The sequence below is a fragment of the Roseicyclus sp. genome, from assembly GCF_965662675.1.
Lineage (GTDB): Bacteria > Pseudomonadota > Alphaproteobacteria > Rhodobacterales > Rhodobacteraceae > Roseicyclus.
The window spans coordinates 1-12624 of record NZ_CBFIIK010000084.1; the positions used below are offsets into that span (position 1 = coordinate 1).

At 63.5% G+C, this 12624-nt stretch carries 15 protein-coding genes and 1 tRNA gene; 12 read left to right on the forward strand and 4 right to left on the reverse strand.

Features of this window, described 5'->3' with window-relative positions; translation table 11 throughout:
* The 4 genes from fdhF to ACTG4J_RS11635 all read left to right on the forward strand — a co-directional run.
* Nucleotides 1-1830 (forward strand): formate dehydrogenase subunit alpha (gene fdhF / locus ACTG4J_RS11620; RefSeq protein WP_439139691.1); only part of this gene is annotated, 1830 nt, incomplete at its 5' end.
* Entirely contained in the window at nt 1827-2636 is an 810-nt protein-coding gene (gene fdhD, locus ACTG4J_RS11625) for a formate dehydrogenase accessory sulfurtransferase FdhD (RefSeq protein ID WP_439139693.1), read from the forward strand. The genes fdhF and fdhD, both read left to right, overlap by 4 nt.
* On the forward strand, nt 2626-2829 hold the full coding sequence (locus ACTG4J_RS11630) for a formate dehydrogenase subunit delta (RefSeq protein WP_439139694.1): 204 nt from the start codon (nt 2626-2628) through the stop codon (nt 2827-2829). The genes fdhD and ACTG4J_RS11630 overlap by 11 nt, the downstream gene beginning before the upstream one ends.
* Nucleotides 2830-2996: 167 nt before the next feature.
* Complete coding sequence (locus ACTG4J_RS11635; protein ID WP_439139695.1) at nt 2997-3575, forward strand: hypothetical protein; 579 nt, start codon at nt 2997-2999, stop codon at nt 3573-3575.
* Between the two features lie 66 nt (nt 3576-3641).
* On the opposite strand, the gene ACTG4J_RS11640 is transcribed toward ACTG4J_RS11635, so the two are convergent.
* Complete coding sequence (locus ACTG4J_RS11640; RefSeq protein ID WP_422237986.1) at nt 3642-3848, reverse strand: cold-shock protein; 207 nt, start codon at nt 3846-3848, stop codon at nt 3642-3644.
* A gap of 265 nt (nt 3849-4113) precedes the next feature.
* Between ACTG4J_RS11640 and ACTG4J_RS11645 the strand changes: the two genes are divergently transcribed.
* The 6 genes from ACTG4J_RS11645 to ACTG4J_RS11670 all read left to right on the forward strand — a co-directional run bounded on the left by ACTG4J_RS11645 (nt 4114) and on the right by ACTG4J_RS11670 (nt 9943).
* Complete coding sequence (locus ACTG4J_RS11645) at nt 4114-5493, forward strand: bifunctional enoyl-CoA hydratase/phosphate acetyltransferase (protein WP_439139696.1); 1380 nt, start codon at nt 4114-4116, stop codon at nt 5491-5493.
* The gene (locus ACTG4J_RS11650) at nt 5484-6656 is read left to right on the forward strand and encodes an acetate/propionate family kinase (RefSeq protein WP_439139698.1); all 1173 of its coding nucleotides are present in this window, start codon (nt 5484-5486) and stop codon (nt 6654-6656) included. Before ACTG4J_RS11645 ends, ACTG4J_RS11650 begins: the two co-directional genes overlap by 10 nt.
* Nucleotides 6656-7114 (forward strand): DUF1499 domain-containing protein, encoded by a 459-nt coding sequence (locus ACTG4J_RS11655; RefSeq protein ID WP_439139700.1) that lies wholly within the window; start codon nt 6656-6658, stop codon nt 7112-7114. The genes ACTG4J_RS11650 and ACTG4J_RS11655 overlap by 1 nt, the downstream gene beginning before the upstream one ends.
* A 31-nt stretch (nt 7115-7145) precedes the next feature.
* Nucleotides 7146-8201, forward strand: a complete 1056-nt coding sequence (gene prfA / locus ACTG4J_RS11660; RefSeq protein WP_439139702.1) for a peptide chain release factor 1 — start codon at nt 7146-7148, stop codon at nt 8199-8201.
* Nucleotides 8198-9058, forward strand: a complete 861-nt coding sequence (gene prmC / locus ACTG4J_RS11665) for a peptide chain release factor N(5)-glutamine methyltransferase (protein WP_439139704.1) — start codon at nt 8198-8200, stop codon at nt 9056-9058. Before prfA ends, prmC begins: the two co-directional genes overlap by 4 nt.
* Nucleotides 9059-9322: 264 nt before the next feature.
* Complete coding sequence (locus ACTG4J_RS11670) at nt 9323-9943, forward strand: DUF4167 domain-containing protein (protein WP_439139706.1); 621 nt, start codon at nt 9323-9325, stop codon at nt 9941-9943.
* Between the two features lie 9 nt (nt 9944-9952).
* Here ACTG4J_RS11670 and rsmA read toward each other — a convergent pair whose 3' ends face one another.
* Nucleotides 9953-10792 carry a 16S rRNA (adenine(1518)-N(6)/adenine(1519)-N(6))-dimethyltransferase RsmA gene (rsmA, locus tag ACTG4J_RS11675; protein WP_439139708.1) on the reverse strand — a complete coding sequence of 280 codons (840 nt, stop codon included), beginning with the start codon at nt 10790-10792 and terminating at the stop codon, nt 9953-9955.
* 33 nt (nt 10793-10825) lie between these two features.
* Nucleotides 10826-11041 (reverse strand): hypothetical protein, encoded by a 216-nt coding sequence (locus ACTG4J_RS11680; RefSeq protein ID WP_439139710.1) that lies wholly within the window; start codon nt 11039-11041, stop codon nt 10826-10828.
* 125 nt (nt 11042-11166) lie between these two features.
* Between ACTG4J_RS11680 and ACTG4J_RS11685 the strand changes: the two genes are divergently transcribed.
* Entirely contained in the window at nt 11167-11442 is a 276-nt protein-coding gene (locus tag ACTG4J_RS11685) for a DUF2312 domain-containing protein (protein ID WP_439139711.1), read from the forward strand.
* Nucleotides 11443-11454: 12 nt separating this feature from the next.
* Here ACTG4J_RS11685 and ACTG4J_RS11690 read toward each other — a convergent pair whose 3' ends face one another.
* Complete coding sequence (locus ACTG4J_RS11690) at nt 11455-12330, reverse strand: hypothetical protein (RefSeq protein ID WP_439139713.1); 876 nt, start codon at nt 12328-12330, stop codon at nt 11455-11457.
* Between the two features lie 118 nt (nt 12331-12448).
* Between ACTG4J_RS11690 and ACTG4J_RS11695 the strand changes: the two genes are divergently transcribed.
* A tRNA-Thr gene (locus ACTG4J_RS11695) sits at nt 12449-12524 on the forward strand.
* Nucleotides 12525-12624 lie beyond the last annotated feature (100 nt).

The following is a 12624-nucleotide window of genomic DNA, read 5'->3' on the forward strand; positions in this document are numbered from 1 at the left end:
AGCCGTTGCACGAATGAAGAGACCTATCTGGTCCAAAAACTGACGCGGGCGGTGTTTCTCAACAACAATACCGATACCTGTGCGCGGGTCTGCCATTCACCCACGGGCTATGGTCTGGGCCAGACCTTCGGCACCTCGGCGGGGACGCAGAATTTCGATAGCGTGGCGCAGGCAAATGTGGTCGTGGTGATCGGGGCGAACCCGACCGATGGGCATCCGGTTTTCGCAAGCCGTCTGAAAAAGCGGCTGCGCGCAGGCGCCAAGCTGATCGTGATCGACCCGCGCCGGATCGATCTGGTCAAGACACCCCATATCGAAGCGGCCCATCACCTGGCGCTGCGCCCCGGCACCAATGTGGCGGTCGTCACCGCCATGGCGCATGTGATCGTGACCGAAAAGCTTTATGATGAGGCCTTTATCCGCGACCGCTGCGATTGGGACGAATTCCAAGAATACGCGGAATTCGTGAGTGATGTGCGCCATTCCCCCGAGATGACCGAGATCCTGACGGGCGTTGCGGCCGAGGAATTGCGCGGGGCGGCAAGGCTTTATGCCACGGGCGGCAATGGGGCGGTCTATTACGGGCTGGGCGTGACCGAGCATAGCCAAGGTTCCACAACCGTCATGGCGATTGCCAATCTTGCGATGATGACCGGCAATATCGGGCGCGAAGGCGTGGGGGTGAACCCGCTGCGCGGCCAGAACAATGTGCAAGGCTCTTGCGACATGGGGTCGTTCCCGCACGAATTGCCGGGCTATCGCCATGTGAAGGGTGCCGAGGTGCGTGCGGTTTTCGAGAGTGCTTGGGGGGTGGAAATAGACCCCGAGCCGGGGCTGCGCATTCCCAACATGCTCGATGCGGCCGTTTCGGGGCAGTTCAAGGGTCTTTACTGTCAGGGTGAGGATATCTTGCAATCCGACCCAGACACCCGCCATGTCGCGGCGGGCCTGGCGGCGATGGAATGTGTGATCGTCCATGATCTGTTTCTGAACGAGACGGCGAATTACGCCCATGTCTTCCTGCCCGGTTCGACCTTTCTGGAAAAGGATGGCACCTTCACCAATGCGGAACGTCGCATCAACCGGGTGCGCAAGGTCATGGCGCCGCGCAACGGCTATGCGGATTGGGAGATCACCCAGTTGCTGGCCAATGCGATGCTAGCCGCCGAGGATCGGCCTTTGTGGCATTACACCCACCCGTCCCAGATCATGGAAGAGATCGCGGCCACGACCCCCGGTTTTGCAAATGTCGATTACGCCATGCTGGAAGAAAAGGGATCGGTCCAGTGGCCCTGTAATGATGCCAATCCCGAAGGCTCGCCCATCATGCATGTCGATGGTTTCGTGCGTGGCAAAGGGCGGTTCATCGTCACCGAATATATCGCGACCGAAGAGCGGACGGGCCCGCGTTTCCCGCTGTTGCTCACAACGGGGCGAATCCTGAGCCAATACAATGTCGGTGCGCAGACGCGGCGGACGGAAAACACCGTTTGGCATTCCGAGGATGTGCTGGAGATACACCCCCATGACGCCGAAGTGCGTGGTGTGAAGGAGGGGGATTGGGTCAAGCTTGCCTCGCGCTCGGGCGAGACGAGCCTGCGCGCGCATCTGACGGACCGGGTCAGCCCCGGTGTGGTCTACACCACATTCCACCACCCCACGACGCAGGCCAATGTGATTACTACCGATTATTCCGATTGGGCGACGAACTGTCCGGAATACAAGGTGACGGCGGTGCAGGTGGGGCTGTCGAACGGGCCGACGGATTGGCAAGAAAGCTATGAAGAACAGGCGCGCCTGTCGCGCCGTATCTTGCCGGCGGCGGAATGAGGGCGAGCCGCTCCATATCGGCGCGGGCCTTGGGGCCTGAGGGGGTGCGCGAGATCGCGCGGTCCTTGCCCGAGGAGGTGGCGGTGGCCGTCACCTGTAACGGCTCGACCCAAGCCGTGATGATGTGCAGCCCCGCCGATCTGACGGATTTCGCCCGCGGCTTTGCCGTGACCGAAGGCTATGCAAGGCACGATCAGATCGAGCGCATCGAATTGGTGGAGTTGGCGCAAGGGATCGAGGCACGGCTTTGGATCGCGCAAGAGGCCGCGGATGCCTTGGGCGCGCGGCGGCGCATGATGTTGGGGCCTGTTGGCTGTGGGCTGTGCGGGATCGACAGTCTCGAGCAGGCGATGCGCGATCTGCCGCGATTGGATTGTACATTGCAGCTTGATTGGGCCGAGGCAACGGCCGCGGTCGAGGCGTTACGCGCCCATCAGCCCTTGCATGATCTGACCCATGCCGTGCATGCGGCGGGGTTCTTGGTGCCGGGCCGTGGCATCATCTGTGCGCGTGAGGATGTGGGCCGGCATAATGCGCTCGACAAGTTGATCGGGGCTTTGATGCAAGCGGGCATCGACCCTGCCAGCGGTGCGATTGTGATGACCAGCCGGGTATCGGTCGAGCTGGTGCAAAAGGCCGTGGTGGCGGGCTGCCCGGTCCTGTTGGCGGTTTCTGCGCCGACGGCGCAGGCCTTGCGCTTGGCCGAAGATGCCGGGCTGAGCGTGGCCGGTTTCGCGCGTGGTGGCCGGATCGAGATTTTTACCCATCCCGAACGTATCCTTGGAGGAAACGTCGATGTCGCATGACAAACTCATTCGCATGGCCAACCAGATCGCAGGGTTCTTCGCGACCCAGCCGGGCAGGGATCAGGCCGAGCGGGTCGCCGCCCACCTCAAGGATTTCTGGGGGCCTGAGATGCGCGCAGCGCTCAAGGCCGAGGCCAAGGTTCATGAGGCAGAGCTTGACGATCTGGTGCGACGCGCCTTGCCTTTGATTTAGGGCGGCCGGGGTTTCGAAGCCGCCGTCCCGGCGGGGTTTGCAATCGGTATCGCCACAGCCATAGCACCACGCACCCCCTTGCTTTGGCCTATTGATGCCCGTCAACCCGCTGGCCGCGCGCTTCGGCTATCGCTTTTGCCTGTCGTTTCCCGCGCAGGACATCAGCCATGGATCAGCCCGAAACCGCGCCACGGCGCGTGCATGTGATCGACATTCCCGAGGCGGTCGGTATTTTCGACCGGCGCGAAGACCTTCAGGCCGCGATCTATGATCTGCGCATCTTGGGGTTCAGCCGCCACGATATCAGCCTTTTGGCGCGCCAAGAGGTGCTGGAGCAGAAATTGGGCCGTGCCTATTGGCGGGCGGATGAGCTGGCCGATGATCCACGCGCACCGCGGGCGGCCTTTGTCTCGGAGGATGCGATCGGCGCATTGGAGGGCAGTATCGCGGGCGGCTTTTTCTACGTCGGGTCGATGATCGCGATGGCGGCGCTGTTGGGGCCTGCTAGCACATTGGCGGCATCCATCGCGGCGATTGCCATTGGCGGGACGCCTGCAGCGGTGTTGGGGGTCTTGCTGGCCCGGCGTGCGGCGCTGCCACATCAACGCAACTATGCAGCCCAGCTGGCCCATGGCGGGATGTTGCTATGGGTGCGGGTGCGCGACGAGGCGCATCGCGAGATGGCCGTCAAGATCTTGCACGGCCATTCCGGGCGCGAGGTTCATGTACATGGCTGGAGCAACTGACGCAGCGCATGGCGCATGAAAAAGGGCGCCATTGGCGCCCTTTGAGGGATCGTGATATTCGGCTGCTCAGAGCAGTTCGATATTCACGGCGCTTTCGCGGCCATCGCGGCCTTTTTCGAGGTCGAATTTGACCTTCTGGTTGTCGGCGAGGCCGGTCAGGCCCGAGCGCTCGACGCCAGAGATGTGAACGAATACGTCCTTGGCACCGCCATCGGGTGCGATAAAGCCGTAGCCTTTGGTCGTGTTGAACCATTTCACGGTGCCAGTGGCCATAACCGTGTCTCCTGTCAGTTACACGCTGCCCGCACCATGCGGCAGCCCGGCGTCACCCATGCAAGATCGAGAGCACAAGCTTCGCATCGCGGCGAAAGACAGGGGTCGATAGAGTAGAGATAGCCTGTCACTTATGCCCGTTTTCCAATCGAAAGTAAAGTATGATGGGATCGGGGCGCGCAAGAGCGGCATGATCTGCATCAAGGCCATGACCGGGTTTGGCGCATTAGCCTGGGCCTGTCGTGCCGCAGTTGAGGGAAGCATCATGACCAGCCTGACCAGCACCCCCTACGACGCCTTGCGCATTGGGCAAGAGGCGACGATCACGCGGCTTTGCCGGGCTGAGGATTTGATCGTCTTCTCCCATGCCAGCGGGAGCTTGAACCCGCTGCATCTGCCCAATCACGACGGGGATGGCGATGGCCGTGTCGAGGCATTGGCGCCTGCCGCATGGATCGCGGCCCTGATCGCGGGGGTGGTCGGCAATCATTTGCCGGGGCCCGGCACCGTTTATCGCAGCGAGAGCCTGCGCTTTGTCGGTCAAGCGCAGGCCGGTGACAGCCTGCACACGAAGGTGCGGGTCGCGCAAAAGTTGGCCGGTCATGCGGTGCGCCTTGCGGTATCGGTCGAGGGGCCAGCAGGGCGTGTCGCGGAAGGCGAGGTTGAGGTGAGCGCACCCGCGTTGCGACATCGCTTCGATGATCTTTCGGTGCCCGGTTTGGTCGTGCAATCACACCGCCATTTCGATGCGCTGATCGCACGCGCCGAAGACTTGCCCGCGCTGCCCGTGATCGTCATCTGCCCGGAAAGTGCCGATGCGGTCATGGGCGCGGTGCAGGCGCGCGATCATGGGCTGATCGCGCCGCTTTTCGTGGGCGCCCCCGACAAGATCGCCGCCGCCGCCGCCGAAGCTGGTGTGGATATCGCGGAGATCGAGATCGTGGCGGTGCCCGATCACCGCGCCGCCGCCCTGCGTGCGGTCGCGCTGATCCACGAAGGGCGCGGGCGCGCCTTGATGAAAGGGCATTTGCATACCGACGAGATGCTGCACGCGATCTTGAAGAAAGAGGGCGGTCTGCGCACCAACCGCCGCCTGACCCATGTTTTCGTGATGGATGTGCCGGGGCAAGATCAATTGCTCTTCGTCACCGATGCGGCGATCAACATCGCCCCCGATCTGGGTTGCAAGGTCTCGATCGTGCAAAACGCCATCGACCTGGCTGTGTCCCTTGGGGTGGCGCGGCCCAAGGTCGGTATCCTGTCGGCTGTCGAAACGGTGACGACGGCGATCCCTTCGACGCTGGATGCCGCGATCTTGGCCAAGATGGCCGAGCGCGGCCAGATCACCGGCGGCGATGTCGATGGGCCTTTGGCAATGGATAATGCCGTCGATCCGGGGGCCGCGCGTGCCAAGGGGCTGACCGGGCTGGTCGCGGGGCGGGCCGATATCTTGGTCGCGCCCAATCTCGAGGCGGGCAACATGATCGCCAAGGAATTGAGCTTTCTTGCCCATGCCGAGGCTGCGGGCGTGGTCATGGGGGCGCAGGTACCGGTCATCTTGACCAGCCGGGCCGACAGCGTGCGGGCGCGTCTGGCCTCTTGCGCGGTGGCGGTGATCTTGGCTGCGCCTGCGCGATGCGGCTGATCTTGACGCTCAATGCGGGGTCAAGCTCGCTCAAGGCGGCGCTTTACGACGGCGCGGCCGATCTTGCCGTGGCGCGGGTCACGGTGTCGGCGCTTGGCGATGATGCGCGACTGGCGCTGACCACCGATGGCCAGACGCAAGAGCGCGCGATCGGACAGGCCGATCACGCCCGTGCCTTTGCCGCACTTCGCACGGCCTTGGCGCCGATGATGGGGCCGGGTGGGCCTGTGGCGATCGGGCACCGGATCGTGCATGGCGGTGCCGAGATCGACGGGCCGCGGCTGTTGACGCCGCCGTTGATCGCCATGTTGAAGCGGTTGGTGCCGCTTGCGCCGCTCCATCAGCCGCATAACCTTGCGCTGATCCGCGCCGCGACCAAGGCCTTTCCGCAAGCGGTGCAGGTCGGCGCATTCGACACGGCCTTTCACCGTGGCCATGACTGGGTGAATGACACCTATGCCTTGCCGCGGCGCTATTTCGATCAAGGCATCAGGCGCTATGGCTTTCACGGACTGAGCTATGCCTTTATCGCCGCCCATCTCGCGCAAACCCGGCCGGACCTGGCCGATGGGCGCCTGATCGTGGCCCATCTTGGCAACGGGGCCTCGCTTTGCGCGATCAAGGGGGGGCGCTCGGTTGCATCGAGCATGGGGTTCTCGGCGCTCGATGGTCTGCCCATGGGCACAAGGGTGGGTCAGATCGACCCCGGTGTGCTGCTTTACCTGATGGGCCAAGGGATGGATCAGGCCGCGCTGATGCAGCTGCTCTATTCCGAAAGCGGGCTGAAGGGGTTGTCGGGTATCAGTCACGACATGCGGGTGCTGTTGGCCGCGGAGTCGCCCGCCGCTGATGCGGCGATCGCCTATTTCTGCGCGCGTTTGGCCCAAGAAATCGGTGGCTTGGCCGCCGTGCTGGGCGGGATCGACGGGCTGATCTTTACCGGTGGCATCGGTCAGAATGCCGCCCCCATCCGTGGCTTGGCGCTGGAAAAGCTGGCCTTTCTCGGGCTGGTGGTGGATGAGGGTGCGAATGCCGCGAATGAGCCAACAATTGGCAAGGGCAAGGTGCCGATCCTTGTCACGGCGACGGATGAAGAACAGATGATCGCGGCAGCGGTGCGTGAGGTGCTCTTGGCAGGGCCAATTGAAGGAAAGCCGGTGTAATGATGCGGATGCTCCTGATCTTGTCGATCATCTTGGTGCTGGCGGTGCTCGCTGGTGCCGTGTGGTTTCGCGTCGTGCCGATGCCGGCCGCGCAATGGCATGTGGAGCCTGCGCGCGTCATCCCTCCGTCCAGTCCGAATTTCGCACTGCGTGTGGGGGCGGATGCACCGGTGTTCACGCAAAGCCCCGCTGTGATCGCGGAAATTCTGTCTCGGATCGCCGATGATGCAGGTGCCAAGCCGATCGCGGGCAGCCCTGCGGAGGGCCATGTCAGCTATGTTCTGCGCTCCGCCTTGATGGGTTTTCCCGATGTCGTTTCGATCCGCATTATACCCGAGGGGGCAGGCACGCGGGTCGAGATATTCTCGCGCTCGCGCTATGGTTACAGCGATCTTGGGGTCAATGCCGCGCGGGTCGCGGCCTGGGTCGGGGCGCTGGGCGCGCAGACAGGGCCTTGACCGCGCGGCTGCACAGGGTCACATCGCGCCCATGTTGCCGCAAGATCGCCTGATCCAGATTACCGAACGCTTCGAGTATCTCGAGGCGCGGCTGAATGCGGGCCCTGCGCCCGATGAGATCGCCACGATCAGCCGCGAATATGCCGATCTGCGGCCCGTCGTGGCCCAGATCGACGCATGGCGCCGCCTGCAATCCGAACTGGCCGAGGCCGAGGCCATGCTGCGCGACCCCGAGATGCGCGCGCTGGCCGAGGATGAGGTGCCGCGCCTGCGCGCCGCCCTTCCCGTGGCCGAGCAGGCCTTGCAGCTGGCGCTCTTGCCCAAGGACGCCGCCGATGCGCGGCCCGCGATGATCGAGATCCGCCCCGGCACGGGCGGGGATGAGGCCGCCCTTTTCGCCAGCGATCTTTTGCGAATGTACACCCGCTACGCCGAGGCGCAGGGCTGGCAGATGGAGATTGTCGACCTGCAACAGACCGAGCTTGGCGGTATCCGCGAGGTGACGGCGCGGATCGCGGGCGAGGGGGTCTTTGCCCGGCTGAAATACGAAAGCGGCGTACACCGGGTGCAGCGTGTGCCGGAAACGGAATCGGGCGGGCGCATCCACACATCGGCCGCCACGGTGGCCGTGCTGCCCGAGGCCGAAGAGGTCGATATCAGTATTCCCGCAAACGATATCCGGATCGATACGATGCGCTCTTCGGGCGCGGGGGGGCAGCATGTGAACACGACGGATTCGGCCGTGCGGATCACCCATTTGCCAACCGGGCTTGTGGTCACCAGTTCCGAGAAGTCGCAGCACCGCAACCGCGAAATCGCCATGGGCGTGTTGCGCGCGCGGCTTTATGACATGGAGCGGCGCCGTGCCGCCGATGCCATGGCGGCCGATCGGCGCGCACAAGTGGGATCGGGCGACCGCTCCGAGCGCATCCGCACCTATAATTTCCCGCAAGGGCGGATGACTGATCATCGGATCAACCTGACGCTCTACAAGCTCGATCAGGTGATGAATGGCGATCTCGATGAGGTGATCGAGGCGCTTTCCGCCGATGCGCAGGCCAGACTTCTGGCGGAGATGTCGGGGTGAGTGGCAGCCATGATGCGCCGCTGACGCTTGGCCTCTGGCTGCGCATGGCCCATGCCCGCCTTGCCCCCGTGATCGGCCCAGACGAAGCGGCGCGCGATCTGCGCAGGATCGCGATGCATGCTACGGGATTGTCTGCGGCCCAGCTGGGTATCGGCGGCGGTGATGTTCTTGCGCCCGCGGCGCAGGCCGCGGCCGACGCCATGCTCGCGGCCCGTCTGGCACATCGGCCCTTGGCGCAGATCTTGGGCGCGTGGCCCTTTTACGGGCGCAGCTTTCATGTGACCCAAGATACGCTTGTCCCGCGCCCCGATACTGAAACGCTGATCGAACTGGCCTTGGAGCGGCCGTTTTCACGGATGGTTGATCTGGGCACCGGCAGCGGAGCCATCGCGGTGACGCTGCTGGCCGAGCGTGCCGATGCGCTTGGTCTGGCCAGCGATATCTCGCAAGCGGCGCTCGAGGTGGCCGCGCGCAATGCGCAGCGCCATGGCGTGGCAGCGCGGCTCGATCTGCGACATGCCGATTGGTGGGATGGGCTGGCGGGTGTGTTCGATCTGATCGTGTCGAACCCACCTTATGTGACACAAGCCGATTATGCCCGATTGGCGCCGGAGATCACGCAATGGGAACCGCGCGCCGCGCTGACGCCGGGTGGTGACGGGCTTGCGGCCTATCGGCAGATATTGGGCGGTCTGGGCCCGTATCTTGCGGCAGGCGGGCGTTGCTTGGTCGAAATCGGTGCGGAACAAGGCCGCGATGTGGCCGCGATATTCGTAGCCGCAGGCCTTGTGGATGTGGCGGTGCATGCTGATATCAATGGCAAGGATCGGGTCGTTTCCGGCAGGCGCGGTCAGTAACGCGGTTGCGGAAATGACGCAATCGGTCGATTTCGGGCGGATAATTGCGAATTCCGTGTGCAATGGCACAGATTCGACTTGTCACCCGGCGCGACGCATGTTTACTCGGCCTTAGCGGAGGGTGTGGTTCGTTCAACCTTGCCCCGCTATTCTACCTAACATTCCGCATCGCAACGCCTTGTGCAACGGTGCGGGTGACGAGCGTCGCCGGCCCTCGGGCTTGGACCGCTTCCCACCCAGGACAACTGGAACCGTAAACAGCACATGAGATCATCGAAGAACCGCTCGCGGTCCAAGGGGAACCGCAATCGCTCGGTCGGCAATATCGTCAACCGGGTATTCGACTCGTCCGGCCCCGAGGGCAAGGTCCGCGGCACGCCGCAGCAGATCATCGAGAAATACAACCAACTCGCCCGCGATGCGCAGCTCAGCAATGACCGCGTCGCCGCCGAGAATTTCCAACAGCATGCCGAGCATTACCTGCGCATGTTGGCCGAGGCGCAGCGCGAACAAGAAGCGCGCCAGCAGTTCCAGCCGCAGCATGGCGGTGGTGGGCGCGAGCGCGGCGAGGGCGATGGCCAAAGCGATGGCCCCGCCTTTACCTATGGCGATGTCCCGCAGCAGCCGGGCAATGTCTACACGCGCCCCGAGGCCGAAGCCCCGCGTGCCGCCGAGCCGCCGCGTCAGGCCGAGCCGCGCGGTGATTTCGATGCCGTCATCGATGCCCCGGCTGAACAAGAGGGCGGGTTGGTCGAAACACCCGAAGGCGCGCCCAAAGCCAAGCGCAGCCGCTCACGCCGTCCAAAGAAACCCGCCGATGCCGCGCAGGGTGAAGCGGGCGGTGATGCCGATGGTGGCGATAGCCCGCAAGAAGCGGCTGAATGAACCGAGCGCTCAGCCCGCCACCATGCGGGCGAGCGCGCAAAACCCCTCGATCGAGATTTGTTCGGCGCGATCCGTGGGCTTGAGCCCGGCGGCCACGATCCGATCCTCGATATCCGGCGCGAGCCCCTTGAGCGCGGCGCGCAGCATCTTGCGCCTTTGATTGAAGGCCTTGGCCACGACGCGCTCCAACACCGCCGGATCGGCGGGATAGCGGGGGGCGGGCAGGGCCGTGAAATGCACGACCGCTGAATGGACCTTGGGCGGCGGGGTGAACGCCTCTGGCGGCAAGGTCAGCGCGATGCGCGCATCTGAGCGCCATTGTGCAAGGATCGCAAGCCGCCCATAGGCCTTGGAGCCGGGTGTGGCGACGATACGGTCGGCGACCTCGCGCTGGAACATCAGCGTCAGCGATTGCCAGACCGGCGGCCAGCTGGGCGGCGTGAGCCAGCGCACCAAAAGCTCGGTCCCCACATTATAGGGCAGGTTCGACACGACCTTGACGGGTGGCGTCAGATGCGCAGACCAATCCAGCGCCAAGGCATCGGCATTGATCACCTCGAGCCGACCGGGATAAGCGGCGGCGATCTCGTCCAGCGCGGGCAGGCAGCGGGGATCTTTCTCGATCGCCAGCACCCGACGTGCCCCTTCGGCCAAAAGCCCGCGTGTCAGGCCACCCGGGCCGGGGCCGACCTCCAGCACATCGCAGCCCGACAGATCCCCCGCCGCGCGCGCGATCTTTGCCGTGAGGTTGAGATCGAGCAAAAAATTCTGTCCCAGCGCCTTGCGCGCCGAAAGCCCGTGCGTGGCGATCACATCGCGTAGCGCGGGCAGGTCGTCGATCCCGCTCATGCCTGCGCGCCGCACGCTATCATGTCACGAATATCAGCCAATGAAGACCCCGATCACCACGGACATCAGCCCAAGAACCGAGATCAGAAGCGCCACCATGTTGATCATCACGATGCGCTGCAGCTTGGCGCGCAACACCTCGTCCGGCAGGCCCGCGCGCTTGGCCGCGATGGCGGCCCATACGCAATAAAGCAGCACCAAGATCCCCACCAGCGCCAACCCGGTTCCAATATAGACGAGGGCGGCCATGCGCGATCCTTTCCATGCGGTCTGCGCTTTGACCTATGCCAGCGACTTGTCGCTGGCAAGGGTTGTGGCGGGCGGGGCGGAGGGCTAGATCGAGGCTCGATTTTCCCTTTGCCGCGAGAGATCCGATGGATGTGACCGAGACCGAGACCGCAGACCGCCCCGACAGCTACCGCGTGACCGCCGATGAGCTGCGCCAGTTCATCGAACGCATCGAGCGGCTGGATGCCGAGAAGCGAGACATCGCCGACCAGCAAAAGGAAGTGATGGCCGAGGCGAAATCGCGCGGCTACGACACCAAGGTTATCCGCAAGGTCATCGCGCTGCGCAAGCGTGAGCCCGACGACATCGCCGAAGAAGAAGCAGTGCTGGAAATGTACAAAGAGGCCTTGGGCATGCGCTGAGGCGATCTGCGATCAGGGCGTCAACAGCTTGACGCCCGGGATCGCGGCGATCTCGACCATGTCATCTTCGTAATTCTGCGTCAGCCTGTCGACCAGCGCCGGGGTCCAACCGGGCAAGTCCAGCTCTTCCTCGATCTCGGCATCCAGCGCGTAGCGGTCGAGAAAGGCGCCAAGGATGCGCCGGCGCTGCATCTCGGTATCTGGCGGATTGTCGGCCAGATAGCGTTGCATGCGGCTGAACCCGGTGCGGTCCATGATCGTCTCGGCCAGATCGTCGAGACCGCGCAGCGCGACGTCATGGCCGACATCCGTGATGTCGCGCAAGATATCGGCCCATAGCAGCGGTGTATCCTCGTTGCACCACACGGTGACCGGCACATCGGGTTGGGCGAGGCGCAATCTGCGCAACATCTCGGACCATGCGATGGCATGGGGCTGCATGCCATTCGTGAATTCGGCGAAATCCTTGAAGCGTGATCCAGCGAAAAGCGCGGGGATCAGCGTGGCAGGGTTGCGCATGCCGATGAAGAATTCGATCTGCGCTTGTGGAAAGAGTGCCCGCAGATTGCTGGCTTGGCGATCGATCATCGGCCAGATTTGCGGCCCTTGCACCACGAGCCTGTTGATGCAGACAAGCCGCGGGTCGGAAAAGATCAACCTGTCCACGCGCGCCTCGTCCACGATCGCTTCGAGCAGGGCCTGTTGCACATCCGCGCTCGCGGATCGCCCGGCCAAAACGCGCGCCGTGTCGCGCAATACGGCACGATAGCGCATCAAGGGGGGAACGATGATCCCGTCCTCGGCAAGCAGCGCGCGGTTCTTGAGCAATGACCCGAGCAATAGCCCAAGGTCGGTGCATGGCGCGCCGAGGTGAAAGACGACCTGCATGATTTTCTCTACCCGGTACCCACACCTGACTGCGCCGGACCCTATACCGCAGATGGATACAATGCCAAGGTGCTGGACGCTTGCAAGCGCCGCAAGCTTGGCATATGCCACTCGCCGTGCCCCTATAGCTCAGCTGGTAGAGCATCTGATTTGTAATCAGAGGGTCGGGAGTTCGAGTCTCTCTGGGGGCACCATAAATCTCTACAAAATCAATAATTTATGCGAAAATTGATCGTCGTATTCTGTCGAACAAAAAGTTATAAACAGTTATAAACTGCTTTGCGTCACGAAAAG

Excerpts from the sequence above, each read along its gene's own strand:
- fdhD (WP_439139693.1), top strand. The coding sequence starts at position 1,827 with ATGAGGGCGAGCCGCTCCATATCGGCGCGGGCCTTGGGGCCTGAGGGG.
- ACTG4J_RS11630 (WP_439139694.1), top strand. The coding sequence starts at position 2,626 with ATGTCGCATGACAAACTCATTCGCATGGCCAACCAGATCGCAGGGTTC.
- ACTG4J_RS11635 (WP_439139695.1), top strand. The coding sequence starts at position 2,997 with ATGGATCAGCCCGAAACCGCGCCACGGCGCGTGCATGTGATCGACATT.
- ACTG4J_RS11640 (WP_422237986.1), bottom strand. The coding sequence starts at position 3,848 with ATGGCCACTGGCACCGTGAAATGGTTCAACACGACCAAAGGCTACGGC.
- ACTG4J_RS11645 (WP_439139696.1), top strand. The coding sequence starts at position 4,114 with ATGACCAGCCTGACCAGCACCCCCTACGACGCCTTGCGCATTGGGCAA.
- ACTG4J_RS11650 (WP_439139698.1), top strand. The coding sequence starts at position 5,484 with ATGCGGCTGATCTTGACGCTCAATGCGGGGTCAAGCTCGCTCAAGGCG.
- ACTG4J_RS11655 (WP_439139700.1), top strand. The coding sequence starts at position 6,656 with ATGATGCGGATGCTCCTGATCTTGTCGATCATCTTGGTGCTGGCGGTG.
- prfA (WP_439139702.1), top strand. The coding sequence starts at position 7,146 with ATGTTGCCGCAAGATCGCCTGATCCAGATTACCGAACGCTTCGAGTAT.
- ACTG4J_RS11670 (WP_439139706.1), top strand. The coding sequence starts at position 9,323 with ATGAGATCATCGAAGAACCGCTCGCGGTCCAAGGGGAACCGCAATCGC.
- rsmA (WP_439139708.1), bottom strand. The coding sequence starts at position 10,792 with ATGAGCGGGATCGACGACCTGCCCGCGCTACGCGATGTGATCGCCACG.
- ACTG4J_RS11680 (WP_439139710.1), bottom strand. The coding sequence starts at position 11,041 with ATGGCCGCCCTCGTCTATATTGGAACCGGGTTGGCGCTGGTGGGGATC.
- ACTG4J_RS11685 (WP_439139711.1), top strand. The coding sequence starts at position 11,167 with ATGGATGTGACCGAGACCGAGACCGCAGACCGCCCCGACAGCTACCGC.
- ACTG4J_RS11690 (WP_439139713.1), bottom strand. The coding sequence starts at position 12,330 with ATGCAGGTCGTCTTTCACCTCGGCGCGCCATGCACCGACCTTGGGCTA.